This is a genomic window from Aureliella helgolandensis, from assembly GCF_007752135.1.
Lineage (GTDB): Bacteria > Planctomycetota > Planctomycetia > Pirellulales > Pirellulaceae > Aureliella > Aureliella helgolandensis.
The window spans coordinates 4,770,298-4,795,472 of the sequence record NZ_CP036298.1 but is presented as its reverse complement, the minus strand read 5'-3'; the positions used below and the strand labels follow the sequence as shown (position 1 = coordinate 4,795,472).

At 54.3% G+C, this 25,175-nt stretch carries 23 protein-coding genes and 1 tRNA gene; 11 read left to right on the top strand and 13 right to left on the bottom strand.

Features of this window, described 5'->3' with window-relative positions:
- Positions 1 to 337 precede the first annotated feature (337 nt).
- A complete protein-coding gene (gene nhaD / locus Q31a_RS16805; RefSeq protein ID WP_145080283.1) occupies positions 338 to 1,681 on the top strand; it encodes a sodium:proton antiporter NhaD in 1,344 nt (447 codons plus the stop codon).
- A gap of 317 nt (positions 1,682 to 1,998) precedes the next feature.
- Here nhaD and dgt read toward each other — a convergent pair whose 3' ends face one another.
- The 4 genes from dgt to Q31a_RS16785 all read right to left on the bottom strand — a co-directional run bounded on the left by dgt (position 1,999) and on the right by Q31a_RS16785 (position 5,803).
- Positions 1,999 to 3,129 (bottom strand): dGTP triphosphohydrolase, encoded by a 1,131-nt coding sequence (dgt, locus tag Q31a_RS16800; protein ID WP_145080280.1) that lies wholly within the window; start codon positions 3,127 to 3,129, stop codon positions 1,999 to 2,001.
- A 177-nt stretch (positions 3,130 to 3,306) separates the two neighbouring features.
- A complete protein-coding gene (locus Q31a_RS16795) occupies positions 3,307 to 3,810 on the bottom strand; it encodes a putative molybdenum carrier protein (RefSeq protein WP_145080277.1) in 504 nt (167 codons plus the stop codon).
- Positions 3,800 to 4,567: an RluA family pseudouridine synthase gene (locus tag Q31a_RS16790; protein ID WP_231690800.1), complete on the bottom strand. Its 768-nt coding sequence runs from the start codon at positions 4,565 to 4,567 to the stop codon at positions 3,800 to 3,802. Before Q31a_RS16790 ends, Q31a_RS16795 begins: the two co-directional genes overlap by 11 nt.
- A gap of 546 nt (positions 4,568 to 5,113) precedes the next feature.
- Positions 5,114 to 5,803 carry a hypothetical protein gene (locus Q31a_RS16785; RefSeq protein WP_145080274.1) on the bottom strand — a complete coding sequence of 230 codons (690 nt, stop codon included), beginning with the start codon at positions 5,801 to 5,803 and terminating at the stop codon, positions 5,114 to 5,116.
- A gap of 508 nt (positions 5,804 to 6,311) precedes the next feature.
- On the opposite strand from Q31a_RS16785, the gene Q31a_RS16780 reads away from it, so the two are divergent.
- The 6 genes from Q31a_RS16780 (at position 6,312) to Q31a_RS16755 (ending at position 11,928) form a co-directional block, all read left to right on the top strand.
- Positions 6,312 to 7,682, top strand: a complete 1,371-nt coding sequence (locus Q31a_RS16780) for a hypothetical protein (protein WP_145080271.1) — start codon at positions 6,312 to 6,314, stop codon at positions 7,680 to 7,682.
- A 324-nt stretch (positions 7,683 to 8,006) separates the two neighbouring features.
- Positions 8,007 to 8,618: a 5-formyltetrahydrofolate cyclo-ligase gene (locus tag Q31a_RS16775; RefSeq protein WP_145080268.1), complete on the top strand. Its 612-nt coding sequence runs from the start codon at positions 8,007 to 8,009 to the stop codon at positions 8,616 to 8,618.
- 96 nt (positions 8,619 to 8,714) lie between these two features.
- A complete protein-coding gene (locus Q31a_RS16770; RefSeq protein WP_145080265.1) occupies positions 8,715 to 9,644 on the top strand; it encodes a formylmethanofuran--tetrahydromethanopterin N-formyltransferase in 930 nt (309 codons plus the stop codon).
- Between the two features lie 5 nt (positions 9,645 to 9,649).
- Positions 9,650 to 10,408: a DUF4190 domain-containing protein gene (locus tag Q31a_RS16765; RefSeq protein ID WP_145080262.1), complete on the top strand. Its 759-nt coding sequence runs from the start codon at positions 9,650 to 9,652 to the stop codon at positions 10,406 to 10,408.
- Positions 10,409 to 10,801: 393 nt separating this feature from the next.
- Entirely contained in the window at positions 10,802 to 11,689 is an 888-nt protein-coding gene (locus Q31a_RS16760) for a deoxyribonuclease IV (RefSeq protein WP_145080259.1), read from the top strand.
- A gap of 164 nt (positions 11,690 to 11,853) precedes the next feature.
- Positions 11,854 to 11,928, top strand: a tRNA-Pro gene (locus tag Q31a_RS16755).
- On the opposite strand, the gene Q31a_RS30870 is transcribed toward Q31a_RS16755, so the two are convergent.
- Complete coding sequence (locus Q31a_RS30870; RefSeq protein ID WP_231691244.1) at positions 11,882 to 12,640, bottom strand: site-specific integrase; 759 nt, start codon at positions 12,638 to 12,640, stop codon at positions 11,882 to 11,884. The genes Q31a_RS16755 and Q31a_RS30870 overlap by 47 nt on opposite strands.
- 378 nt (positions 12,641 to 13,018) lie before the next feature.
- Between Q31a_RS30870 and Q31a_RS30865 the strand changes: the two genes are divergently transcribed.
- Positions 13,019 to 13,441: a hypothetical protein gene (locus tag Q31a_RS30865; RefSeq protein ID WP_231690799.1), complete on the top strand. Its 423-nt coding sequence runs from the start codon at positions 13,019 to 13,021 to the stop codon at positions 13,439 to 13,441.
- A 648-nt stretch (positions 13,442 to 14,089) separates the two neighbouring features.
- On the opposite strand, the gene Q31a_RS16745 is transcribed toward Q31a_RS30865, so the two are convergent.
- The 8 genes from Q31a_RS16745 to Q31a_RS16710 all read right to left on the bottom strand — a co-directional run bounded on the left by Q31a_RS16745 (position 14,090) and on the right by Q31a_RS16710 (position 20,477).
- Positions 14,090 to 14,461, bottom strand: coding sequence for a helix-turn-helix domain-containing protein (locus tag Q31a_RS16745; protein ID WP_145080256.1), 372 nt, complete (start codon positions 14,459 to 14,461; stop codon positions 14,090 to 14,092).
- Entirely contained in the window at positions 14,458 to 15,372 is a 915-nt protein-coding gene (locus tag Q31a_RS16740) for a DnaB-like helicase C-terminal domain-containing protein (protein ID WP_145080253.1), read from the bottom strand. The genes Q31a_RS16745 and Q31a_RS16740 overlap by 4 nt, the downstream gene beginning before the upstream one ends.
- Positions 15,362 to 16,351 carry a bifunctional DNA primase/polymerase gene (locus tag Q31a_RS16735; protein WP_145080249.1) on the bottom strand — a complete coding sequence of 330 codons (990 nt, stop codon included), beginning with the start codon at positions 16,349 to 16,351 and terminating at the stop codon, positions 15,362 to 15,364. The genes Q31a_RS16740 and Q31a_RS16735 overlap by 11 nt, the downstream gene beginning before the upstream one ends.
- Entirely contained in the window at positions 16,348 to 17,046 is a 699-nt protein-coding gene (locus Q31a_RS16730) for a DUF669 domain-containing protein (protein WP_145080246.1), read from the bottom strand. The genes Q31a_RS16735 and Q31a_RS16730 overlap by 4 nt, the downstream gene beginning before the upstream one ends.
- A gap of 61 nt (positions 17,047 to 17,107) precedes the next feature.
- A complete protein-coding gene (locus tag Q31a_RS16725) occupies positions 17,108 to 18,283 on the bottom strand; it encodes a UPF0236 family transposase-like protein (RefSeq protein ID WP_145076896.1) in 1,176 nt (391 codons plus the stop codon).
- Between the two features lie 22 nt (positions 18,284 to 18,305).
- Positions 18,306 to 18,584: a hypothetical protein gene (locus Q31a_RS16720; RefSeq protein ID WP_145076898.1), complete on the bottom strand. Its 279-nt coding sequence runs from the start codon at positions 18,582 to 18,584 to the stop codon at positions 18,306 to 18,308.
- 199 nt (positions 18,585 to 18,783) lie between these two features.
- Positions 18,784 to 18,963 (bottom strand): helix-turn-helix transcriptional regulator, encoded by a 180-nt coding sequence (locus tag Q31a_RS31445; RefSeq protein ID WP_391575337.1) that lies wholly within the window; start codon positions 18,961 to 18,963, stop codon positions 18,784 to 18,786.
- Between the two features lie 221 nt (positions 18,964 to 19,184).
- Positions 19,185 to 20,477, bottom strand: coding sequence for a hypothetical protein (locus Q31a_RS16710; protein ID WP_231690798.1), 1,293 nt, complete (start codon positions 20,475 to 20,477; stop codon positions 19,185 to 19,187).
- 1,436 nt (positions 20,478 to 21,913) lie between these two features.
- Between Q31a_RS16710 and Q31a_RS16705 the strand changes: the two genes are divergently transcribed.
- The 3 genes from Q31a_RS16705 to Q31a_RS16695 all read left to right on the top strand — a co-directional run bounded on the left by Q31a_RS16705 (position 21,914) and on the right by Q31a_RS16695 (position 24,982).
- Complete coding sequence (locus tag Q31a_RS16705) at positions 21,914 to 22,366, top strand: hypothetical protein (protein WP_145080237.1); 453 nt, start codon at positions 21,914 to 21,916, stop codon at positions 22,364 to 22,366.
- 318 nt (positions 22,367 to 22,684) lie between these two features.
- Positions 22,685 to 23,758, top strand: a complete 1,074-nt coding sequence (locus Q31a_RS16700; protein ID WP_145080234.1) for a hypothetical protein — start codon at positions 22,685 to 22,687, stop codon at positions 23,756 to 23,758.
- A gap of 414 nt (positions 23,759 to 24,172) precedes the next feature.
- On the top strand, positions 24,173 to 24,982 hold the full coding sequence (locus Q31a_RS16695) for an SHD1 domain-containing protein (protein ID WP_145080231.1): 810 nt from the start codon (positions 24,173 to 24,175) through the stop codon (positions 24,980 to 24,982).
- The last annotated feature ends 193 nt before the right edge of the window (positions 24,983 to 25,175 follow it).

Here is a 25,175-nt window from a genome sequence, read left to right as displayed (position 1 = left end):
GGTGCCGGCGCCAGGCTCGTTTCGCTTCACTACACGCAGTCAACGGTCCTCAGTTTTTGCAAAGTCCGCGCGACAAGTTTACACACTGCTTGGGAGCTCGGCTCGGCGTCGCTGCCATCCCGAGACGCTCATCGACCACTCGGTGTGCGAGCCAGCAGGAACGGTGGCGCCTCACCGTTTGAGTGTCTGAGCGATTTCTGCGGTGGATGGAAAGGTGTAACGAGGTGGGAAGCGGTTGGCCGCTTGCCGCTTTTAAGAAATCTGCTCAATTGTAGAACTCGGTTGAAGACACTTTACGCGTTGCCAATGATTCCACTCCGAAGAACACCCCAAAACTATGATTCCGCTGATCCTTTGCATTTTTGTTCTTGGCTACTTAGCGATTGCCCTCGAGCATAAGTTGCATATCAACAAGGCCGCACCAGCCCTTTTCATTGGTATCGTATGCTGGTCGTTGTACGTCTGTAATGTGGGGACGCTCATGCCCCAGGACGCGATTCCAGGCTGGTTCAATGAAGAGTCGCTCGCTGAACAGGTGCAGAACATTCCATTGCACTTTGCCATCGAGAATCAGCATCTCCTACAGACGGGCGAGATCGCCAGTATCCTCTTTTTCTTGATGGGGGCTATGACGATCGTTGAACTGGTGGATGCCCACGAGGGGTTCGCTATTGTGACCAATCGCATCCGCACGAAACGCAAGAGCACGCTGTTGTGGACGATCGGCTTATTGACGTTTTTTATGTCTGCCGTTCTCGATAACTTGACCACCACTATTGTCATGGTCTCGCTACTGAAGAAAATTGTGCACCAGCGTGAGGATCGCTTGCGATTCGTCGGACTCGTCGTTATTGCAGCCAATGCCGGTGGCGCCTGGACTCCAATTGGAGATGTGACGACCACCATGCTCTGGATCAAGCATAAGATTGGAACCGTAGAGGTCATGAGCGAACTCTGGCTCGGTAGTTTGGTGTGCTTGCTAGTGCCGCTGATCGGGTTAACGTTCTTAATGCGCGGCAATATTAGCGGTGACTTCGATGCCGCAACCGCAAAGGATGACAAGAACATCCAACCCTGGCACCAATGGCTGTTCTTGATATTGGGCCTCGTGGGTTTGCTGGCCGTTCCCGTCTTCAAGTCCACGACGCATTTGCCACCTTACATGGGAATGCTCCTGAGTCTGTCAGTGCTATGGATTGTCTCGGAGTTTGTCAGTCATACGATGGATGAAGCGACTCGCTCCAGCACGGGTGTGCTGGCTGCACTGCGGCGGGTTGATATGTCGAGCATTCTGTTCTTCCTCGGGATTCTGCTGGCAGTGGGATCCTTGGGAGCGATGGGAATCCTACGGGCTGCCGCGGAGTGGCTGGATTCGGTGTTGCCCAATCGCGATCTCGTGGCTGTCGTCATTGGACTGGTCTCCTCAGTGGTTGACAATGTGCCACTGGTTGCCGCAGGGATCGAAATGTACACGCTGCCCATTAACGACCCCTTCTGGATGCTGTTGGCGTACTGCGCAGGAACCGGAGGAAGTTGCCTGATTATCGGTTCGGCCGCTGGCGTCGCTGCCATGGGACTCGAGCATGTCGACTTCGTATGGTACCTGCGAAAAGTCGCGCCCTGGGCTCTGCTGGGCTATATCAGCGGTGCTATCGTCGTGATAGTTCAACAGCAAATGTAGCGGGCGCTACCGTTTCTCTCTCCGAAGTCGCCGCCCACTCAGCCTACGTCGTGACTTGTCAGCAAGAGGACGCTGGATTGCCCGCGTCGGTGAAAAATTTTCAGGTTGTCGACGGAGAACCAACAGCTGCTACAGAAGTCTTACTTGCCCCGCGGCATGGCGAGAGCCAGGAAGTCTGATGCCCGCAAGTTGACAGCAGCGATGGTCGGTTGAGGCATTGCTCGGAAATACGGTTGACGAGCAACCTGCTGTTTTACCGGATCGTAGTGGGGGAGACGGAGGAAGGTATCCGCGACAGCGGCCCGCTGTCAGGCGTATTACCAATCCACCGCTTCGGTCCCGCCGAGCTCGATCAAACTTCGATACTGCGCATCGCAGAAGCGATCGGTCATCCCAGCAATGTAATAGCCGGTGGCCATTTCGACGCTGCTGCGTTGGGCGAGGTCACGGAACCTCACGGGCAACATTTGAGGGCGTTCGACCAGGGCATGAAAGAGTCGGCTGACGCGTTTGGCGGCGAGCTTGCGAATGGCTACCAGATCGGGATGGCGATACACGTTTTCAAACAGAAACTGCGCCAGTTGTTGCCGTTCGGATGCGATGACTGGCGATTGCGCGAGCTCCACTTCAAGCTGGCGAGCGGAAAGGCTGTCCAGCCCCTCGATGGCCTGCAACCGCTCACCGGCCGTTTCGAGGAGATCGACGACTTGAACGTCGATCAAACTATGTACCAAGGCCTGCCGCAAACCCAACTCGCTCGCTGCGTGGACCTTGGCGGAACCCCACTCTAAAGCGCGGCGGACGAGATCGAGCCCCTGCAGTTGCTGAAAACGGATTAATCCAAGGGTGAGCGCGTCGTCGACATCGTGGGCGTTGTAAGCGATGCTGTCAGAAAGATCCACGACTTGGACTTCCAACAGCGGTGTATTGCCTTCATGCGTAATTCGAAAGTCCTGACCCGCTAAGACTTCACGCGATAGATTGAGACCACTATAGGTGGTGTAGCGGGTTTCTAATTGCTCGGCGAGTGTCAGGGCAAAGCGGTTGTGAGAGAAACCTCCCTTAGCTTCCAAGCAGTGCGACAATGCATCCTCGCCACTGTGGCCGAACGGAGGATGTCCAATATCGTGCAAAAGTGCGAGAGCTTCGATCAAATCTTCGTTCAATCGCAGCACGCGTCCGATCGTGCGCGCCACGGTCGCGACCTCGTGGGTGTGCGTCAAACGCGTGCGATGGTAATCACCCATCTCGCCGGTGAAAACCTGCATCTTGCCACTTAACCGTCGGAAGGCGGCGCTGTGCAACACGCGATCTCGATCCCGTTGAAACGGGCTGCGATGCGGGTGCAACGGTTCGTCGTACCTCCTGCCCAACGTATCCTTCGCAAACATGGCGTAGGAGGCGAGCAAGAATTCCTCGCGCCGCTTCCATTCACATTCGTTGCTCATCGGGCGTTGATTCGGCGTGGGCCGGTTAGCATGTGTCGACACGGTGGTTTGCCTGGCTTCCATCCAATAGAGTGGTTGCAATGCTTCAATCTCAAATTCTCACCATTCAAGATATCGGTTTCAAGCAGACGGGCCAATAGCAAGCAACACGTTACAGCAGCATTAGAGACGCAATCTTCACTTTTCTTCAGCTGAAAAAGGCAATGCCTCTGAGGATTGGAACAGCTTGCAAATCACTTCGAAAGCTAGCATTGCGATGCCGCTGTGCGAACTGCCGCGCGGACCTGCAATGTTCAGTACGCGGATCGAACGCGTTTGCAACCACAGGGCGATGCGATCGTAGTGCACTGGGCGGTCTAAGCGCATCCGCAGCAAGGGTTTGTTGAGTTGTTGGGCAAATCGGTGGGTCAGCAGGGTTCCTCCCTGGAGTCGCTCACGATAGAGGATGAGCGTGCCGTCAGAATCGATCACGTTTTGCCGCGTCCGCTCCGCATAATCGCGGGAGGCGTGTTCTTGCAATTGATACTTATCGGCAATCACACCATCTTCGGCTCCCCTGCCCCGCGGGCACCAACCCCCGTGAGGAATGCCGAGTGCGATGGCGGCGTCGAGTGCACCTCGGTCTACTCCCGTCTGTCCGCCCGACACGATCCGCTCAACCCCATGTCGATTAACTGCCATCCCCGGTCGGACTCCTTGGCAATGCCTCATGGACGGCCCGCGGCAGTTGCTGCCAGGGCCCTTGCGGCTTGGCTGAAAATGTCAGCGTTTCACCACGCGTGGGATGGGCGATGCGCAATTCCCAGCAGTGAAGCGCAATGCCTGGACCGAATTTGCGCTGCGAGCCGTATTTGGCATCACCGACGATTGGGTGGCCCAATTCGGAGAACTGCAGGCGAATTTGGTGCTTGCGGCCGGTGATCAAATCCACTTCGATGAGAGAACCATTGGGGGATCTCGCTAAGCAGCGATAATGCAATTCCGCCAGTTGCGCATCGCGGGTAGAAGGCTGAACGACTTCCATGCGCTGGCGAGATTCGTTCTTGCGGACGTGATGTCTCAAGGTGGTCCATTTTGAGTCAGACGCTGAGGCGATTTTGCCGTCAACGTAGGCGAGATAACGTTTGCTCGGTTCGCGGTTGCGGATTTGTTCGGAAAGGCGGCTGGCACATTTGCTCGTCCGCGCCAGCGGGAGCACTCCCGAAGCCAAGCGGTCAACTCGGCTGACAATCCCTACAAAGACGTTGCCTGGCTTGTGGTACTTGCGCTTCAAATAATCCGCTGCCCAGCGAGCCGCGGTAGGGATTTGAGGCTCCGTCCCCATGGTCGCTAGACCCGCTGGCTTATTGATTACCAACAAGTGGTTGTCTTCGTACAGAACTGTTGGGGATGGCGTTTCAGTGTTTTTGATCGGAGTGGAGCCCATGCAAGCTAGCATCGTTGAGTTCAAAGGGAAGCGGCCTTGCTACTAGCTTACCCCACTCCCTGCCAGTCAGGGAAGCCAGTTTTTCGCAACGCGAGTGGAGTTGGCGTTCCCTGCTGCATTGCCGAAGTTCGGCGGTGCACGAATCCGACATTAGCTTTTCCAACACAGATTCTGCGCCGCTGCAGGATCGTCGCCCTCCCCATTCCCCTTCCCCCCTAGTGCCACTCCTGGCTCGTCAACCCACCGCAAAAGGTGCCACCCACATATAGCCGCGGTTGGAAGTTGCCACCCACCTTCCCGGTCTCGCCACTTTGCTTGCATTGCGGCGCCTGCCGCGAATGCTGGCATTAGCTATAACCGTGAAAGGTGCCACCCACATTTCACTCCCGCAAATTTCAACCCATCGCAAAAGGTGCCACCCACATATAGCCGCGGTTGGAAGGTGCCACCCACCTTCCCCGGTCACGCGGCCTTGCTTGCATTGCGGCGTCTGCTGCGAATGCTGGCATTAGCTATAACGAAAGTCGGGTGGCACGAATGGCACAGTCATTGCCGTAACTATTTGGTTTCAAACGAGTTGTCTCCAACAGCGAGCCTTGCTCGTAGGGTTGCACGGGTTTGCATCATCAGGTTGCAATTGCTACCTCGCTTTATTCGCACTCGCGGCTCAAATTGCGTGGAGGTTGCCCAGTGAGGCACCTGCCGATATGCTCCAATCGGATGACACAATAGCTTCGTCGATTCCCACTCGTCTTGGTGTCGATTACGTCCCACGCCGCCAGCACGAATTGACAACGACTGACTAAGCTCACCTCGGGGGGCCGCGTGCCGCAGATCCAAGCATTGTCCAGAACCGTCGTCCGGGTCGTATTGTGCGCCAGCATTGCCACCCAGGATTCCTTGCGGGCCGTCTTCGGGGGGCTTGCAACCTGGATGGTTCAAGTTCATGTGTGTCTTGAGACTGCGAAGATCCAGTTCCGCCTTCCAACGAAAACCGAATAGTTCCGCGAGATTCTCATAGTGCGCGGCGTCTTTGCCGTCTCGCAGAACCTGGCTCATGAACGTCCGCAGCACAATCGCGGTGGTGTACGTGTGACCCAAGAGCCCTTTGTGCTTTTTGAAAACGCCAGCGATGCGTTGTTCGCAGAGGATGTCAACAACCGGCAACCCGGGCGAGGTCAAAAATCCGCTGACGCCTTGCCCAAAAGTGAAATTGCCTTGTTCGGCGGAATTATCGCAAGATGCCATGAAAAAAACTTCCCTGGTCTCACTGTTTTGGCAGGCAGAAACCGGGGAGGGCTTCGAACAATGCGAAACCTGGGAGGTTTTCATTGCAAGATTGATCGTCCTGCGTCGGAAATTTTAAGCGAACTAGTCGACCTGCAGCTAGGCAACTTGTGCGTAGATACAAAATTCGGTCACAAACGACTATGCCATTCGTGGGTGGCACCTATCGACTATTACTCACAGGATGCGGGCCTGTGGTCCCCCTGCCAGTAGAGTGATTGGGTCTGAGCATTCGCCAGGCTACTGCCGTTGCCATAAGCACTCGAATGCGATTCGTGCACCGCGAGCCTCCGTGGCGGCAATATCTCGTCTTGACTTGAGTCAAATGGATGAAGTATTTCCAAATAGATGTACTGCACGCCGCAGCTCCAACATCCGTGCCTCGCCTGATTTCCCCCCAGCCCCTCTCATTTTCAGCGGAGATTGTCCCCTGCACCGGTCGCCGAACAAGTCGAAAGCTGGCTTACTCGTGCCTTGGGCCGTCTTGCTCCTACTCCTAGGTGCAATTTCGGGGTGTCGTGGACGCGCCTATAGCGATCTCTACGTAGAGAATATGGCGGCGGAAATACGAGACCTCGAGGACCAGCTTTACGAGTATGACCATGAATACCGCGTGCTCGAGCAGCAGTTGGACTCGATTCGCTATGAAAACGAGCGACTTCGGCAATCCGCCCCGACAACCGGTAACACGGATCACTCATCCCCAGGCTTCGCGTCGCCAAGCCGGGCGACGCAACCCAATTCAAATCCGCCCAGCTCTCCCTCCTCGGCCAGCCCCTCTCGACTGAATCCTGCCGCGCCAAACCCTGCACCCAGCAGCCCATCAGCTGAGGGGGTGGGCCGCTCACTTAATGGCAGCCCTTCCATCTTAGACCGCAACATTCCCTCGAATGGCCCCTCGGTTCTCCAGGATCGGTTGCCAGAACCACCGCAGGCGCCCGCTAGCAAAACTGAGGTTCCGTCGGATAACGAATTTGATTTTGACGAGTTGGTTCCGCCTTCCATCGAGCCAGGTATGCCACAGCCACCCAGCTTGCCAGGTGTGAGCCATCTGGAGGTACAAGACCGCCTGCCGCCGGAAAACAATCTTGAACTCAATCTAAGCCGTATTGAAGTGCCTGGTGGCTCCTCCGCGGGGCCAGTCCAGTTTGCGTCGGCGACCGACAAAGTCGCCGATACTCGAGTGGTTGAAATTGCATTTCATCCCAGCCTGTCGCGGGCAACCAATTTGAACAGCGGACCAGCAGATGATGGGCTGTACTTGGTGTTGCAGCCTAAGAATCGGCAGGGGCAAGTGGTCCCGATCGCTGCGGATATCTCCATCGTCGCGCTCGATCATGCTCGCTCTGGGGAGGATGCCAGGATCGGACGCTGGGATTTTTCCGCAGCCCAAGTAAAAGCACATCTCCAGCCCTTGGGGGCCAAACAGGGAATCCATCTTTCCCTGCCCTGGAATACTTCTGAACCAGCCGGAGAGCGGGTTGAAGTGTTCGTGCGATATACTTTCCCGGACGCTCGGCAGGTCAGCGGGCAAAAGACATTTTTCGTTTCCAACGACAATCGAGCGCAAGCGGTCTGGGGGCCGCGTGGGACGGACCCTGTGCGGCCTGCCTCAAGTGCGCAAGCTGGGGCTCAACCAGCCTCTTCTCGCGGATTCGTATCGGGAACGACCGCTTCTGGCAACAGCCAAGGAGCAAATTCAGCCTGGAAGGGCGTACAGCAAGCTGCCAATGGTCGCACTGACTCGCACGTGAGCGGGGAAATCGGGTTGGCTGACGAGCATGTCGTTCGTCCAGCTAGCCATTCCGCCGCGGTGGCCGACCCTGCCCCACGTCCCTAATCTGCCTGGCCCCTGCTTAACTTCGCCAGGTTGCTTGTCTTTGCTTGTCTTTGCTGGCCTGCTTCGCCTTGCCAGCCTGCTACGCTTGCCCAACGTAGAGTTATTTGGATTCGCGCGATGCTAGCTAATGGCGGGGGCAAGACCAAGCCGTCTTCCCATGGTAAACTCTCTGCCACTATTTCTTCGCACACGCCTGTTGCCTAATCTCCACTTCGTCGCGGTATTGGTCTGCGGAGCGGTTGTGGCTGCATGTGGTGCAGGGTGCGGGCGATGAGGCAGTCCCAATCCCCCTTCGTTCACCCCTAATCATTGACGCTAATTTCGATGAATACATCGCCACAAGCTGACGACACCTACGCCCAAAAGCAAAAGATACGCAAAGCGGCACACGAGAATCGCCGCAATCAACCCGACAAGGACTCCGTGAGCGAAGCGATTGTGCAGAGTTTTATGAGCCTGCCGGAATATGCCTCCGCCGGGACGGTGATGTTTTACATTGACGTCCGCGACGAAGCTCGCACCCGGCACGCTTTGCCCGCAGCCTTGGCCAGCGGAAAACGGATTGTCATTCCCTACTGTGTCGATGGTGAGCTGGAGCTGTTCCACCTTGAGTCGATGGAGGAGCTCGAAGTCGGAATGTACAAGATTCTTGAACCCAAGGCAGAGCTGAGGGAGGTTGCCGCCAAGCGTTTGCAGCCACAGGATCTGGACCTGATCATGGTGCCTGGCGTTGCCTTTGACCGCAGTGGAGGGCGCACGGGGCATGGTAAGGGGTACTATGACAAGCTGCTTGAGCACGCGCGGACTGATACTCCCCTGGTTGCATTGGCCTTCGAATGCCAAATGTTTCCCGAGATCCCCTGTGAATCGCACGATATCTATATGGACAAAGTGGTCACCGAGTCCTCCGTCTATCCCGGCCGCGGACGCGGTTAATCCGACGCGGCTCGTCAGGCACCCGGCGTGTTTCGGCTCTGTTGTTCTCGCTCTTCGTCCAAGTCCAGTAGCACTCTTTTGAGCCATAGTTAAAAAATGTCCCAAGATCGCAACTCTATCGTCGAAGATACTTACGCAGAAGGCTTTCGCAGTATCTATGCCGAGTTTCTGGTCACTGCCCGCGACCGAACATGGTTGGATCACTGTTGTCACGCGGTGACGGGCCACGCCAGCAGTACGATTTTGTGCGATTCCGAAGTTGGGGTTTCGCAAATCTTGGATGGTTCATCGCCTGGGCAGGAAACGCCAGATGGTCGGATAGGAGCTGTCATCCAAGTTCATGTTCCACGCTTCCGCAAGGATCGCGAAACCCACTTAGGAAAAGTGCTCTTGGCACGCATTAGTCAAAACGTCCTGACCTGCCCCACGGCCCGCTGCTTCAATCGACTCGACACCGAAAAGTATTTTAAGCTGGGGCGCAAAGTTGCATTTTTCGGAGATGGACATCAATTCCGAGATCAGCGATACGGTAGCAAGGGCTGGGTGGTCCCAACCATGGGCGGTGAGTTCTATTTGACGCGCCGCTTCGGATTTAGCGATGGAGTCATGGGAGGGAATTTGTGGTTTATGTCGGACACGGAAGAGCATTCCATTTTGGCCGCAGAACGTGCCGCTGCTGCGGTGAATCAATGCCCTGATAGCGTGTTGACCTTTCCAGGCGGTATCGCCTCCAGCGCCTCCAAAGCAGGCAGCCGTTACAGTTTTATGATCGCCAGTACGTTTGCTGAATATTGCCCAACCCTGAAATCCAAACTAGGAGAATCCTCGCGAGTTCCTGAAGGAGTTCAGTCCATTATGGAGATTGTCATCAACGGCAGCAGCCTCTCGGCCGTGGCAGCCGCTACCTATGCGGCTATCGACGCCGCACTGGGGACTCCAGGATTGAAACGCATCACCGCAGGAAATTACAACGGGCGACTCGGCAAGAGCTTTATCTACTTGAATCCAGAGCGGCAGGGAGCATAGGGTGTATGGCCATTGAGTCGAATTGTTCTGGCTGTGGACAGAGGCTGACCGTCGATGACGCTCATGCCGGCAAGCGCGCGCGTTGCCCAGCCTGCGGGCAAATCTATACGATTGCCTATCCACACCAAGCTGCGGATTCCCACTCAGAAAACGCGGTTCAGCCGCAGGTCTGGGGGCCCACCACCGGAGAGCACTCACAGTCGGAATCGGCGGATCGCGAGGATCAGTTTTGGATGCTGGCCCCCGATGGCAGCCAGTATGGCCCCGTAGATCGCCCCACCCTCTCCCGCTGGTACCAAGAGGGCCGCGTAGGACGCGATTACAAGATTCGCCAAAGTCTGGCTGGGCCTTGGCAGGCCGCCGACTACTTTCGGCCTACCTCATCGTCCAATTTTGCTGCGGGGCACACGCAAACTCCGCAAGGCTTTGCAGGTCCCAGTCCAGCTGCTTCGCCGTACACGAGTTCTGCTACGGTCGCGCCAGCGTACGGTGGACAGAGTGCTGCTGGAGGGTATGCCCAGTCCGATCGCAGCGGGCTTGTCTTAGCGATGGGCATCCTCTCGTTTTTCGTCTGCCCGATCTTCGGCATTGTTGCCTGGATCATGGGCGGCAGCGCCCTGCGCGGGATCGCAGCCGGTACCTACGATCCTGTTAACAAAGGTTTAATTCAAGTCGGTTACTACTTGGGAATAGCCAGCGTCCTATTGAATTTCGTCTGCATCGGCGGTTTCATTCTGCTGAGCATTCTATCTGCCATCAGTTGATGGAAACGCTCCACGCTTTACGGGCTGTCGAAATAGTAACCCGCTGCATGACGGGCTGTTGAAATAGTAACCCGCCGCGTGAGCAAGGAAAGATAACCTCCGCTACAAGTCAATTAAGGACGCTACCTCCGCATTAAAATTCAAATTGCGATTAAATCAACAGCCCGATGAGCAAGGGAAGATAGTTGCCGCTACAAGGCAGTATGATACGCAACCTCCGCGTTAAAATTCAAATTGCTATTAAATCAACAGCCCGTTTAGCCCCGCGACCTAGGCAAACGCTCTAGTCGTCAGGAGGCAATGCTGCTGGCGGTTTGAGCATGGTTGCCTACTAGCTTCGGTGACGCTCGCTTTCCCCTATCCACGAACTCCTCCCACTGGGAATCCACTTTTATGGCCTATCGTTTCGGTTCCCACACCTCTGTCGCCGGCGGACTCTATCTTGGAGTGGAGCGGGCTCATGCAGTCGGCTGCGATGTCGTTCAGATTTTCACTAAGAACAATAATCAGTGGAAATGCAAGCCGCTGAGCGATGAGGACTGCGCTAAATTTCGTGCTGCACTCGCCGAGCATAAGATTGGAGCACCGATTGCCCACTCTTCCTACTTAATCAACGTCGCTTCGCCCGACGATGAACTGTGGGAAAAGTCGCTCGAGGCCCTAGTGGTCGAGTGGCAGAGGTGCGAACAGCTCGAGTTGGAAGGCTTGGTCATGCATCCAGGAGCTTTCACCAAGAGTTCTCCGGAGCAAGGGCAATTGCGCATCGTGGACGCTGTGCAACAGGCGATCCAAAGGGTCGCCCCCAAGCACTGCAAATTGCTGTTTGAGAATACGGCTGGACAGGGAAGTTGCCTGGGATGGCAGATCGAGCAACTTGGATTTTTGCTGGCTGAAGTGGGGACCGACCATACGGGGGTTTGCTGGGATACCTGCCATGCCCTAGCCGCCGGATACGACTTTCGGACGGCCAAGGGACTTCGAGAGATGATTGCCGAATTGGAGACCCATGACGTCTTGCCCCACATTGCGGCCGTGCACATCAATGACAGCAAGAAGGACTGCGGCACGCGCGTCGACCGCCACGAGCATATTGGCCGCGGATTTATCGGGGAAGCCGCCTTCCAGCGTTTCCTGCGTTCCACGGCCTTCAAGTCGTTGCCGATGTACCTGGAGACCCCCAAGGGGACCGATGAGGAGAGTGGTGAGGATTGGGACATGCTCAATTTGGCTTTACTTCGCCGCTTAGCGGGCCTGAAAGGGACAACCACCGTTGCGTCATAGCGACGAGTAGTTAGAATCTGTCGTGTCGAGTGAACGACAGCGACGCGGATTCGGAGTGCACTTCCCCAGGCACGTTAAGAACCGCAAAGTTGCGATTGGACGAGTGCCTTGCGGTTGCCCCACATTGCACGCGGCCCTTTGCAACCGAGTCGTTCACCAGCAATCGGGCTGTAGCGCAGCCTGGCTAGCGCGCTACCTTGGGGTGGTAGAGGTCGTGGGTTCAAATCCCGCCAGCCCGACTTGAGAAAACCCAGTAATACCAAGTGTTTTACTGGGTTTTTTCGTGTCTTGGCTCTGACACAGAGCATCGGCAGAATGGTCAGGAATGGACTCAGTTTGCCCCATAACGTCTGGAGCTAGTGCAACATTTGGTGCAACCGTTCGGAGTAGGTCGAGTGACTCCACGGCCGAAGCGGTATCAAGCAACCTTGCGTCTGTGTAAACGTTCATGGTCAGCGAAATGTTGCTGTGTCTCATCGCGGCTTGTGCAGTTCTTGGTGCTACGCCGGCGATCGACAAGTGGGAGGCGAAAGAATGCCGTAATGCGTGAACGTGGACCACGCAGCCGTCAGCATCCTTTTTGGGGATGTTCGCAGCTTCCAGGTCGCGGTTCATAATGCGCAACAAGCCGGCTGGCACACAGAACGCCCTAGATGAATGATCTTTGTCCTTGGTCCACTGGAATAGCTCAGCGGCCAAATCGCTTCGGAGGGGTAAGGTCGATCCCCTGCGGTTCTTTTCGTTGGTAGACCGTAACCGAACAAACGGAACGTCGCCGAACGACAGATCGCCAACAGTCAGCGTTCGCAACTCGTTAAGTCGCAAACCTGTCAGAACGGCCACCTTGTAGATCAGTGCGCGTTCATTGCCTAACGCAACCAACTCGTTCTTACGTTCCTCGCTCAATTTCGCGAGTTTTTTACCTTTATTGGGCCCCCTGCGAATTAGCATGGCGTCGTCTAGGGGGCGACGTCGCGCTGCGGCGAGCAATCGAGTGAGTTCCTCAGACGTCAATGCTCTAGCTTTCCGCTTTCGTTCTGCTTTCTCATCGAGTTTGCCAAACCCATCGAATGGATTATTAAGAACACGGACTTCACCTTTCATCATCGAACGTTTGCCATGAATGCGTTTACCAGCTAGCCAATTGCCGAACGATACCCAAACTTGAACGAACCCGTTGTAAACGCTTGCAGACATCTTGCGGTTACCAGTGACCTGCTCGCCAAGCCAGCAATGTAGCTTGTCTGCGCTCATATCTCGCAAATATCGAAAACCACAGCCCTTTGCCGACTCGCCCAAACGCGTGTCCGTCGTCTTCACACGATCCGCGTGTACGCCACGTTGCTTGATGTGTTTTACATAATCGGCGATATGCTCCGACAACAGCATGTCCGCAAACTTCTCACCAATGCGAGCTTCGGCACTAGTGACGATTTTGGCCTTCACCCTTTCGGCCATGGACTCCAAGTCGCTCAATACCGCCATTGCCGCTTGTTTGTCACGGCAACCCGTCGAAACCTCGCACACCACGCCGTCGCCGTCGCGGTACTTGGCAAGGTAAGTATGAGTTTCGCAGCGTATGCGGTCGCCGGCTTCATTGACCTCAGCCGTCTTCGTCTTGCCGTTTCGGTTTGTCCATTGCGCAAGTCGCTTGCCCTTGCGGGTAATGATCTTCGCATCAACCGGCAAAGGACGCGTAACGGTTTTCTTGTAGATAGTTCCCATGTTGCGATTAGCTCCTACCGCGAATGAATGCTCTATATGTACAAATGCCAAAGCAACCGAGTGAGCTACTCGGTCTTCGGCGCGGTTAATTACTCCGTTCCTAGCTTCGGCGGGTTGATTCTAACCGATGCCATGTCGATAAGAACATCGCGTCATCATAGGTGTCTTCAAATAGCTGCGTTTGCGGATGGCGTTTGGTAATCGCTTCAAGTAATCCCATAGCAAACCTTGTCGGCGATATTCGGACGAAGTTTCCACCCACCACAGAAGACCGCCAGCGTCGAAAAGCACGGATGAGGCTGTCGTCGTAATAGTAGGGGGATGGTTACTCCGGCGCAGAAACGCAAAGTAAACCCGATTGGCATCGTCGTGTAGCTGTTCAAAAATCTCTGGAAAAACGGCTATCCGATCGGTAGTGATTGTCTCGGTAATTTTGTTTGCTCCAATGGTCTTCCCTTGCAAATGGGGCGATCGACAATGACCCCACTGCAGTGTCGAAGAGTCGTAAGGAAACCTAGCCTCGCAGTCCTAATCCACAAAATCTCGCAGTTGGTCGCGGTCATTTTCTGAATTGATTCTCGGTCCGTAGGACCAATAAGAGAATCAATCTCTTATGGTCCCTTCTGGACTGTAGGACAGTTAACTGTCCGCAAGAATTAACGTGTTTTGTCCGCATTAACCGGACAGCTGGTTGTCCTCTTTAATCGACCACCGCTTGGACCTGCGCTCGAAGTTTGTTTTCGTCACTGGAATGACTTTGTAGGTCGATGCGCCAACAGCAATTCCGCCGCGTCGCACCACCACAAGCAAACCAGCATTGACGAGTTGCAGAACCATGCGTCTAACCGTGCGTTCGGAGATGCCGCAGCGCTCGGCGATGAACTTCTGCGATACGGTTGCGGTTCCTTTGCGAGTGTCGCGGAACAACACCATCCAAACTGCGATTTCGTTTCGTGTTAGTTCCCGGAGCGAGAAGTCGACGAAAGCATTTAGGATCCTGAAACGGTCGGGCGCGGTCCCTTTCCCCTTCGGCTTGTTCTTGGTCATCGTTCAGGCTCCCACAGTTGAGCAAGCGATTGTGATAAATCCCGTCGATGGTCATCGTCAGGTTCGTCGACGTCAAAGCGTTGAATCGAACGGTCGAACGACAATTGGCAATCCGTAGGCTTTCCGTAACGGCTTTTCAATTGCTTCAGCGTGACTTCGACCACCGAGTCGTCGGGATCCTTGTCGGCGCCGGGACTTGGCACAAGCAGGTAGGCGTCGTCAGCTCCATATTCCAGTTCAGAGGATTCTCGGAACGATGCCAGTCCCAAACCGCTGCCATCATAGCTACTGCGGCCCTTGGAATCTTTCGAACGCCCAACGGCAGACAAAGCGAGCACGCAGCAGCCTGCGCTTGCAAACTGGCGTATCGAATCCATCGTAGCGTCGACCGAACCACGCTTATCCTCGTGCTTGCCGGTGGGACGAATGCGTTGAATGTAGTCCAGCAGAATCAGCTCTGCATCGATACTGTCTGCAGCGACCGCAACTGCATCTAACGTAAATGGACCACGGACGAACACCAGCCGATCGCTAATATCTTCGATCAATTCGAATCCCAGCTCTAATTTGTCGCGTTGCTTGCCGTTAAGTCGACGCTCTTGAATATCATCCAGCGGGATGCCTGACAAGCGGCTCAATTGCCGTTCTAACAGCCTTTCAGGAGGCATCTCAACATTCGCCACACAAACCCGCAGCGATTCGTCAGCGGCCATAGCGTTGACGGCGCATTGCATCGTCAAGGAAGTCTTACCCGTACCCGGCGGGCCGCCAAACAAGGATACTGTGCCTGGTCCGAGGTGAATATGGCTCAAGCCATCGCCAATGTCGTACTTTCGCGGAGGGAGGCCATGCAAAACATCCTCGCGCCAGCTGTCAAGGAAACTATCTGTCATTGAGTAGTTAATGGTCATTTGGTCTTGGTCCTTGTTTAGTGAATGCGTTATCGATTGCGCGTCTTATCTCGGTAGGCGGCAATCCTGAATCAAGTGCGGATTCCATCAGCAATGCGCTAGCAAGTGCCAACGGACATCCAAACTCAAATAGGTTTGCTGCAGACGAGTACAGCAGTCGGTGACGGTCGCCAGGGATGGCACCATCACGGATGAATTCCAGCGTCGAACGGTTCAACTCGGAGCGCTCGGCGTCAAAGTGCCGAATCACTTCGGCATGCTGAGCGACAGCAAATTCAGCCTTCGCCCAATCTATGACCGCTTGTTGATGCAGTGCAGGCGAGTCTGGCGGCTCGAATGGCAACGGACTCGATGCCCGTTGCCTAATTGCCTCAGCATTGAGTTCTTCGAGTTCCGCAATCGAAACCAACCGCTTGTATCTTCCGGTTTTCAAGTGCCGGCTATTCGGAGCCCTGAATGGCTGTACCGCTTGATAGATCGCAGGGTCAATCGACACGCCAGCAGAATCGCCCAGTGACTCTGCCATAGTGCGACATCCGCGTGCAAATTGCTTGGACGCAATCGGTTGCCACAGTGAAGTCGGCAAACCAACATGAAATCCCTTAGATCCCGAGAAGAACACAAGCAAATCACCGTCGTCCAGGTCGTAGCGCTCCAGCAAGCACGAAACTAGTCGCCTGCATCGGTCCAGTCCCTGGTCCAAGTCAGCGTCGTCAATGTCGAACCATAGATACCGCGAACAGCTCACGCCCTTAAAACCTCGCACGTCGAGAATCATCGAAGCAGGTTCAACGATTCTGCTTTCAATCTCCGTTGCGTATTCATAGGGTGAAAGAAAACCACCCTCATTAATCCTTGCTCGGTCATCGCACAGGCAATATGCCACGAATGCCGGCCAGTACTCGACTAGCCGGCGTTTGTTATGGCAAGCGCCTACAATGCGAAAACCGAAGGAATTCGGGTTCGCATTGTTGCTCATCGTGGGGTACCTCCTTCTCGCTTGCCAGGAGGAGACAGTAAATCGTCAAGTAGATCGTCGCAGGCTGACATGTTCGGCACTCGAGGTACTAAGTCATCCAACAAATCAAAATCTCCGACTCGATTCAATTCTTCGCCGTCGTTATCGCTACCCAACACAACTTTGTCGTCGTCTTCAGGGAAGTCAGCGGCCGCAGCGTACTGCGTCGAATCGTCATCTATACCACCACCGGAAGCGGTCGCGGTCATCGGTTTGAATTCGTCCGGCATATGCGGGATCGCTTCTAGAACCTCGAATCGCTGGATACGATTGCGTTCTTCACCCTCGTCATCCCGTCGCAGTACGACTTTGACGTTGCAGCGATACACAGCTGGCAAGGGGCGTTCCAGTTGTTCCAGCGACGTGACGCCCAATTTCCCTAAGTCGCGTTTGGACCGATGCATGGCTTTGGAGGTCAACCAGCAGTCGAGCCACAGTCGATAACCCGTGTACGGTCCCTCGACTATTTCGAAAGTTAATCGATAGCCCGGTGTGGAATTGCTTCGACTCACAATCGCTTCGCCTTGCGTGATGTCGGCGATATACTCTGCCTTCGGGACTACGTCAAAGTCACCAGCGGAATTCGCGGAATCCCAGGCAGCTTGAATCTCGCCCAGCGAGCCGATTTGTTGTAGAATATTAGTTAGCTTACCCATTGCGTGTTCCTTTGCTCTTTGGTGTTTGCTGTTGTGTCTGACCAAAGTTTCTGGACAACTTTTAGGCAGCATTTTTTGCATGATTTCCCCAGTAATTGTCCCAGAGGTTACTCGCTTCGAGTGCAGCGAGGTTCATCATGCACTCGGCATTGGCGAAATCCCACCGGCGACCTCGGCCTTTGACCCGTTGTGTGGTAGTTTTGCATTGGGCCTCGGTCGGACCACTGCCGATCTGAATGCCGCGAGCGCGAAGTTCGCGATAACGAATGATTTCACGACGCTCCGAAATATATCCGATCAATTGCTCCAAGGCTTGAAGGCGTCGACCTGAGCACGTGAGTTTCTGAGTAAGCAGCTCACTCAGCAGTGCGTCGACTCCCTGTTCCATCAGGATGTTGGTCAATGCCGTTAACCATGTGGCTCCCGATTCATCCTCGCCGAACATCTCGCGACGCGCCTTTTGTGCGTTGTCTTTCATGTGGTAGTAATCCAAGTTGATTTTATCCACAATGTTGTGAAACTCCAATTGGTTGCGTATCCATGGAGCGCCATCGATATTTGCAATGGACTCAGTCGCTTCATCTAGTTTGATGGTCGTCGCCATACTTCGCATCAAGCGCCCAGTGACTTCGCAATCACCGCGGGTAGCTATCACAAGCCGGAGCGTCTGAGATTCGTTGTAAGCAACTACGATTCTTGCTTCCTTGTACTGTTGATCCGAACCTGCTCGAGCTGCTGGCAACGGCCGACATTTCTTTCCACTACGTCGACGTTTCAGTTTGATCGTAGTGCGACGCTTAGTCTTCTCGGCTTGAGTAACGACCGGTACCTTCACTCCGTCGCAGCCGACATAAACCCGAGTTGGGGTTGGTTTTTGTTGATCATTCACTGCGCCAGATGCGGCTGATGAACTGGCCGACGACTTCTGGGGAACATTTTCCAACGTGCAGTCTGCCGACGACCAGCCAATATCAATGCCCCCTCGCGTTAGCTGGTTGGTTACCTTGCGACCTTCGTACTCGACCAATTGCCGTACGCTTTCGCCGCTAATGTCGATCGATGATAAACGAGCGATATTGGCCGCAGTCTTTACAAAGCTGGAGGAACTTTGATTCAAACGACAAAGCATCTCACGTATCCCGCACGTGAAGCTTTTCTCTGCTTCATCCAGCAAGGCATCGATCGGTGTGCTGCTGGTTTCGTCTTGAACTGCCCACCGAACACGCTTTAGTTGCACACGGCCGTTCTCAGTCAAGAGGCTACGTAGTTGGCGTCCCTTGTTCCGTGCTCGAACTCCCGTCGCGCTCTTCGGAGGGGGAAAAAGCGGCTTCCACCGCATTAATCTTCGCTTGTAAGGCTGCCTCATAGACCTGTTGCCGGAAACGATCCAAAGCCTGACGACTGAGTCCTTCGCTGTCTTCGATCCAAGCACCATCGCGAGCGTTATCAATCGAATCAACTACCGCATTGAGCGTCGCTTCGAATTCGGCTTGCAGCGTAGCTTTCAAACCTTCGCGATCCACTTTCGAACTTCCCATGGCATTCACTCCTCACTAAACGGGGAAAAAGGAATACCCTATATTATGCCCCCTGCCCATCTTTCGCGCCATAGGTATTTGTCAGACACTTGCTGTTTAGTTTGAGGCGGCTCGGCGGCCTTGGTACGTTCAGCCGAGTCGTCTCTTTTCCGTTGGCGCTGTGCCAACAATTTCTCTGCGCGAGCATCGATACGAACAATCATTTGCGGCCCCTTTTGCAAGAGGGGCAAAAGTCGCGTTCCCATTGCTCGATCTCTGTTGCAGGCCATCTGATCAGCGAACCCAATCTAATCGGCCGGGGGCAGCGTCCTGAGTCCGCCATGCGTCGCACATGGCGCTCAGAACATCCCCACCGATGGGCCAGTTGCGAGATCGACATCATCGTGCGTCGATGATCGTCGTCAGAGTCGACTAAGTTTTCAGCCATAAAAAGAGTCTCCAAAACTAGAGTCACGTCTAGGCCAACGAAGTGTTTGCCTGACGCGTCCAATCATGGCGTGGCATTGAGATAAGCACGACGGGGTGAGCGCGGAAGCTCGATTTTGTGGATCTTGCTGCCCCTGTTGCTATTTGTGGAAAGTTTCGTTACGACCGCTTTTTTTATCGCTCGCCGACGAAGTATGCAACGAAATTTGTCCCACCTACTTTTCGGCGAAAGGTTCCATAGGAGTGGACTCCCCAGGCGCCAAATTCATCGTGACTGTCGGCCGTTCGTTTGGTGTGCTTTTTACGAGCATCGGTGATCGTTCTGGTTTCAAGCCCTAAACGTTTTGCGAGTTCCGCCGTAAATATCCAATTGCCAGTCGCTCTTGAGTACTCGGGCGGAGCTTTCGTATTCGTGTTTTCGCTTTCTTCGTCCCAGCTCGCTCGATATTCGGTGTATGCATTTCGGATGGGATTTCCGTGTTCTAGGAGGAAGCTCACGTCATTGAGACTTTTCCAACTGGAGATCGCATCGTCACTCTCGCCATGTTGCGCTTTTGTAATCTGCTTCCACTGGAGCAGAAAATCATTCATGTGCCTGAAGGACTTTTCACCCCTTCTTCTCTGTTGGTCTTCGTCAGCCCGGAGGATGTTCTTATCAAATTCCTGTAGCGACTCTCCGAGTAAGTCCAGAATTGCAAGAAGTGAACTCACTTCATGTAGTTTGACTGCAGAGCAGATTGTTGCTGCGCGGGTTGCACGAATTTTCCTCAACCTGCACCAAATTGGAACCAATAGCCCCATTTCATCATTCAGACTGGCATTTCCTGTGAAATTCCAGCGAATGGCGGAGAGGCAGGTCGCAGTCCAGCTGTCAGTGTGCCTCGTCGCGTCGACCAACGCCTGAAGCTCGCTGGCAACTTCACCGCGAGTCCAGCGGGACGATTTCTTGGCCATGCTTGGTAGCGACACAAATGACTTTTCCACGGTCTGCAGGTAGCCGCGCTCTTGTGAATGTTCCACTACCCTGCGTGCCACTTGAACCGGCAAGAAGTAGGGCACGGCGGACAGGCCACTCAGCAGTGTTTGCTTCGGGATGTATTCGTCTTGGGCGATGAACGAGTGTATGCAATTCCGTGCAGCGGTATTCCATTTTTCCGAGGATGCTGGTTCTGTTTGGAGGGCATTCTTGTAAGGGAAAACAAGGGGATCGATATGCTCATTCAAGTTGATAGGTGCGTGGTATTCCGCTACCAAAAATCCAGCTTGGTCCCTATCGTCTCCGGTTGAATCCCGCGAATTGTGGGACTGAAAGTATGCGTCGACCAGTCTTCCTAGTTCTCCGTGACAGATACGATTGTTGAACTGTCTTCGGGCCACGACTTGAGCAAATCGGTCGCCACGGAAGAGTCCTTTGCAAAGTTCTGCAAGAACCCACTGGTCGCCAGGCCACCTAGATACCATGATCACGGTTGGTGATCGCAATCGCAGTAGAACCCGAGTCCATGACATATCGTCATTTTTCGCGTTTAGTGCCCACAGTAGTCTTAAATTGTGGCTAGACTGCGTTAACTCTACGAAACGAGACCAACCATCGACCCAGAGCGACGAGCTGATCAAACAAGGTTTGAAATCCGTCAGGAGCGGCCAAACTTCCGGGAAACAACCTGCCAAGTATGGTCCAAGTCGTTGCGTTATGATTGCACTCTCGATAGCGGCGTTGTCAAAATGCGTCGGCTCGGTCACAGCACTGGCTCCTAAACTGTATGGCTAACGTGGTCTCAGACAGCGTAACCCACCTGAAGAGCCGAGGCGACAGCGTACGAAAACTGATATGCTTGGTAAGTGAATTAAGGCTAACGTCTGTGTGGTTTATCCCGACTAGTTGGGCAAATCCAAAGGCGCCATTCGCACCACGCGCTCCGGCGTAAATGCATAACATGTTGGCCCCGGTGTTTGATCTTAGAGTCATGTGCCTCCAAAGTAACTTCCTAGAATAGAAGGCTGTTCCGGACCTAAAACAGTGCGCAGCTGCGCACGTGGGGCGGCGCAAACATGTCACATTTGAGCGTTGACACGAGGCGGCGTGATAGCCTATCGCCGATTCTGAGAACGCGTGCCCTTCTCATGCAAGGCGGAAATCATACGCCCCGGACGCTTGGATGCCATCAAGGTGAATCAAGTCCTTCGCGAATCTAAGATCCAGCTGCCGCACCGACTTGCGAGAAGAGTTTCCCGACCATTTTATCAACGCATGGATGGCGCATTCGAGTCGAGTTGTGGTGAAGCACTAATTTCAGGTACCTGCCTTGGGAGAGACCTGCTGGTGCTTCGGCTCGGAAATGCAAATTGCGACGGCCACTAGAGTTTCAGCCTGTGGTCCGTATTGTAGGCAGGACGTGTTGCCAGCCTAATTCATTGAATCTTTCCGAGTGCTGAAAGCTGCAAACCTGAAGGCAGCGATTTCCGAAACTCCGAAATTCAACGAGCAGACTTTCGTTACTGTTTTACGAAAGGCCCGAAAGGCCACCAAATTCCACTTACCGATCCAAGTGCGAGGGCTGAATCTAGCACGTGAGTTGCAGGACGCCGCCCTTTTTTCGTGGAGCAATTGTTTCTCAAACTCTCCCTGACTCTTCGGCAGCAAGTGCGCAGCTGCGCACCTGTTTTTCCGCCTAGTACTCTGCCTGTGCGAGTTGTTTAGCACACATCGACAATTGAATTTGGCATGTCTTGAGACGGAAGGATCATGCATGACTAGATGTTCAAACGAAGAGCGGAAAGACTTTCCGCGGTGTTTTGCAAAAAATGTTTGGTGATGAATTAGAAAACCGCTTAAATCCAGTTGGAGATCCAGACCACTGGGGGCTGGAGTCGTGGAATACCGAACCTGGAGGCAATACACAATGCATTCACCACAAGCTATCGAGCTGGATGATCGCACAGTCAATGGATTGGCAGATGCGGTGAGGGACCACAGTGCCGCTACGTATTTGGAGAAGATCTTCGCGGCCGGCTCTATGTCGGGGATGCCACACGAGAGCGTCCGGCTCTATCTCGACAAGGCTGTCGCGGATTTAGCAGGAACCAGCACTCCATCATTCGAGCTCAGGTGCCTCATGGAGCAGTTTGTAATTAATCATCATACGTCCATGCTAATGAAGGCACGTGGAGTAGATGCCGCCAATGTAGACCACTGTACCGACTACATCCGGCTATCGACCCAGTTGGACTCCGAGAACAGGCAAATACTGAAGCTTATCGCCTCGCTGCAGCTCAAACAGCAAGCGTCAAACAGTACATCGCAGCCCAGTTCTAAAAAACGTCCTCGAAACAAACTTGTAAGTAACGCCGCGTGAGAAATTGTCATGACAAACCCCAAGCGCGTTGCAGCAGGCCGACGCAATCGAGCCCTGCGTGGTCCTTTGACCGATGCAGGCCGTCAGTCTCTAAGCGACGCAATCCAAGCCTGTGAGCCGTGGAAACACTCCACCGGGCCCAAAACGACGAAAGGCAAAGAAACGGTAAGTCGCAATGCCTGCCGGACGAGACTGCCCCTAGTAGTTTTCGGGGCTGAGATTCTGGCAAGATCCCGAATCGTGAAAGCCCATTTTCAGCTGTAGCTCAACAAACTCAGCTTCTTTTCATTCGCTATCTACACATCACAGGATTCTCGAATGTGCTCTACAAGCACCCGCAATTCATTCAGTGTCCACGACTTCACCGACAGTCTCGTGGCCGCGGGCTACGACAATACCGGTATGGTGGCCGATCCGAGCTCGCTGCCTGAGTACGATCGGCATAACGTCGAATCCGCCCTTCGTCGTCCTACCTGGCGCTATGACCGAGCAATAACGCTCTACGACGCTGGCGGTAGATACTCCCCGATGCTGGACGGCCCGATGACGACCGCGTTTCTCCGTATGCATGGGATCCGGAATCGCCTGCTTCGAGCCGGCGTCTCGCCAGTAGATTTCCCCATAAAGTGTCCATTGCATCTGCGGCACATGATCGCTGCCGAGGAGTTCTTTTTACATGCAGACTCCTGGCGAAAAGCGTGCCTTGAGGCGAGAATCCTAGCCGGGCAAGAATCCGACCAAATCTCGGAGGCTTGTTGCCTCTCCGTACAGGCGGTCCATTGGTACGAACGCCTGTTTTTCCAGGTCGCCGACCGCCTGCAAGCACCCGATTGGATCATTGGAAGTGTCATCGGTCCTATCGCCCAGGCCGGCATCGATGAAGTCTCGCAAGAGCATGCATTGCGATTTCTTGGGTACATCGGCGGCGAACACATCGTAGAACAACTCGTTCGAGGTGGAAGCAGTCACCAAATACCAACCTCCGCAAGCGAAGTCTATTCATTCCTCGACAGTCGCATACAGGTAGCGCTGCGAGTGCAGACTTACCTCGGGATTTCGGCGATGAAACCTAGTCGATTCGATACCAATCCATTGCTCTCGAGCTACGCGAAGCAGCAAGATCTCGACCTACGGGCTACAGGTGAGTCCGAGCAGGCGAGTTGGATTCGCTCTTACATCGAAAGCGTGGCGAAGAATACGCAAGTGCCTAGAGGTTCGGAAATTGACAAGTTACCCTCCGATTCGCATCTGCGAAGCTATTCCGTAGGCTGCGTAGAGCTTCGGGCGGACGAGCAGAATAGGTACAGCAAAGGGGGCCTCCCTTATTTCGATCGGCTGCAAGCGTTCAAATTGCCGGAGCCGAATTCTCAAGTAAATATCGAAGACGAATGATTTAGCGGCAGCGCCATCGGTGTTTGTGCGGGAGGCAGCAATCCATAGTTGATTGTCGATTCCTGCCTCCGTTTGGGAAGTGCGCAGCTGCGCACTTCAAGTTTCGTGACGATTCGGAGGCGTCTGCAAATGGCAATAACTATCAGAAGGTGTTCTTCCGGACGCCCTGGCGTGCTCCCACAAACCTGATGCATCAGTTATGAAATTCTGAAAGCCCAAAATGGCGAAAGGACTTTCAATGAAGAACCGCAAACGACATTCATCAGAGCAAGTCGTTAGTAACTCCGCGGCTTGACTTTCCTACGCTTCGCGAACAAGCTAGCACTGCTAACTTGGTTTCTCCGCACAGAAGGGAATTCTGTGCGTTTCAGCTCGCTATGCAAATAGCCAAACTTTGGTGGAGTAAGAAACAAAATGTCAACTCAGCAACAACCACAAACAGTAGTCATCCATAAATCGGATGACACAAATGTGCTTGGTATGGCAGGCTTGATTTTCTCTACGATCGGTTGGCTGACGTGCGGCCTGCTTTGTATCCCAGGAGCGGCACTAAGCTTCTTAGCACTGTTCTCGCGCAAACCCAAAGGGCTGGCATTGGCAGGGCTAATCGTTGGCTTTCCTGGCGTCCTTTTCTTTGCCTTCGTGGGGATGGGGTTGATGATGGGCGCATTGGGGCTTGGGGCCGCAGCCCAGCAAGCATCCCAACGAGTGGAGCAAGCCGCCCGACAGGCGGAGCAGGCACGATTAAACCCACCCCCCGTCGGTGCCGAAGCGACCGGCGATGAAGCGACCGGCGATGAAGCGACAGACGATGAAGCGACAGACGATGAAGCGACAGACGATGAAGCGACAGACGATGAACTAGCCGATTTAGAGACTGAGCAGAGTGCCCGGGATCTTATGCCAGAGCTCACGCCGACACCGGAGGTGCCAGCACTTCCCGCCACGCAAGCCGAGGCGGATGATAATGTTGAACTCGAAACGGCAGATATTGAGCGAGCTCCCGAACCAGAGCCGACTCTTGAGCCGACACCAGCCCCCGAGCCTATCACACGAGTGTTCAGTGATCCGACGGGGAAATTCAGTGTTGAAGCGAAGGTAGTGGATGTGAAGCAAGGCTGGGTAAAGCTGAAACGCATGGATAACAGCGAAGAAGTAACTGTCCAAATCGTCAAGCTAAGTCAAACCGATCAGGAATGGTTAGCCGAGAACTACCCCGAATAAAAATAGGGACAACTCGCAAATTGTCGCTGCAAGCCGATTCAGCTGGCCTCTCACATGCGCGGAAAACCACTTGTTCGAGATTGAAGGACAGTCGGTTGGCAGTGTAAACTTCAGCGCGTCGAACTGAATCTCGCGACTAGTCACGATGTTACCGATTTCCATCGTTACCCCGACGCCGTGAATCCGGTGTCAG

What these genes read in the sequence shown, in the direction of transcription:
- nhaD (WP_145080283.1), top strand. Translation starts at nt 338, where the DNA reads ATGATTCCGCTGATCCTTTGCATTTTTGTTCTTGGCTACTTAGCGATT.
- dgt (WP_145080280.1), bottom strand. Translation starts at nt 3,129, where the DNA reads ATGAGCAACGAATGTGAATGGAAGCGGCGCGAGGAATTCTTGCTCGCC.
- Q31a_RS16795 (WP_145080277.1), bottom strand. Translation starts at nt 3,810, where the DNA reads ATGGCAGTTAATCGACATGGGGTTGAGCGGATCGTGTCGGGCGGACAG.
- Q31a_RS16790 (WP_231690800.1), bottom strand. Translation starts at nt 4,567, where the DNA reads ATGCTAGCTTGCATGGGCTCCACTCCGATCAAAAACACTGAAACGCCA.
- Q31a_RS16785 (WP_145080274.1), bottom strand. Translation starts at nt 5,803, where the DNA reads ATGGCATCTTGCGATAATTCCGCCGAACAAGGCAATTTCACTTTTGGG.
- Q31a_RS16775 (WP_145080268.1), top strand. Translation starts at nt 8,007, where the DNA reads ATGAATACATCGCCACAAGCTGACGACACCTACGCCCAAAAGCAAAAG.
- Q31a_RS16770 (WP_145080265.1), top strand. Translation starts at nt 8,715, where the DNA reads ATGTCCCAAGATCGCAACTCTATCGTCGAAGATACTTACGCAGAAGGC.
- Q31a_RS16765 (WP_145080262.1), top strand. Translation starts at nt 9,650, where the DNA reads ATGGCCATTGAGTCGAATTGTTCTGGCTGTGGACAGAGGCTGACCGTC.
- Q31a_RS16760 (WP_145080259.1), top strand. Translation starts at nt 10,802, where the DNA reads ATGGCCTATCGTTTCGGTTCCCACACCTCTGTCGCCGGCGGACTCTAT.
- Q31a_RS30870 (WP_231691244.1), bottom strand. Translation starts at nt 12,640, where the DNA reads ATGCTAATTCGCAGGGGGCCCAATAAAGGTAAAAAACTCGCGAAATTG.
- Q31a_RS16745 (WP_145080256.1), bottom strand. Translation starts at nt 14,461, where the DNA reads ATGACCAAGAACAAGCCGAAGGGGAAAGGGACCGCGCCCGACCGTTTC.
- Q31a_RS16740 (WP_145080253.1), bottom strand. Translation starts at nt 15,372, where the DNA reads ATGACCATTAACTACTCAATGACAGATAGTTTCCTTGACAGCTGGCGC.
- Q31a_RS16735 (WP_145080249.1), bottom strand. Translation starts at nt 16,351, where the DNA reads ATGAGCAACAATGCGAACCCGAATTCCTTCGGTTTTCGCATTGTAGGC.
- Q31a_RS16730 (WP_145080246.1), bottom strand. Translation starts at nt 17,046, where the DNA reads ATGGGTAAGCTAACTAATATTCTACAACAAATCGGCTCGCTGGGCGAG.
- Q31a_RS16720 (WP_145076898.1), bottom strand. Translation starts at nt 18,584, where the DNA reads ATGGGAAGTTCGAAAGTGGATCGCGAAGGTTTGAAAGCTACGCTGCAA.
- Q31a_RS31445 (WP_391575337.1), bottom strand. Translation starts at nt 18,963, where the DNA reads ATGTCGATCTCGCAACTGGCCCATCGGTGGGGATGTTCTGAGCGCCAT.
- Q31a_RS16705 (WP_145080237.1), top strand. Translation starts at nt 21,914, where the DNA reads ATGCATTCACCACAAGCTATCGAGCTGGATGATCGCACAGTCAATGGA.
- Q31a_RS16700 (WP_145080234.1), top strand. Translation starts at nt 22,685, where the DNA reads ATGTGCTCTACAAGCACCCGCAATTCATTCAGTGTCCACGACTTCACC.
- Q31a_RS16695 (WP_145080231.1), top strand. Translation starts at nt 24,173, where the DNA reads ATGTCAACTCAGCAACAACCACAAACAGTAGTCATCCATAAATCGGAT.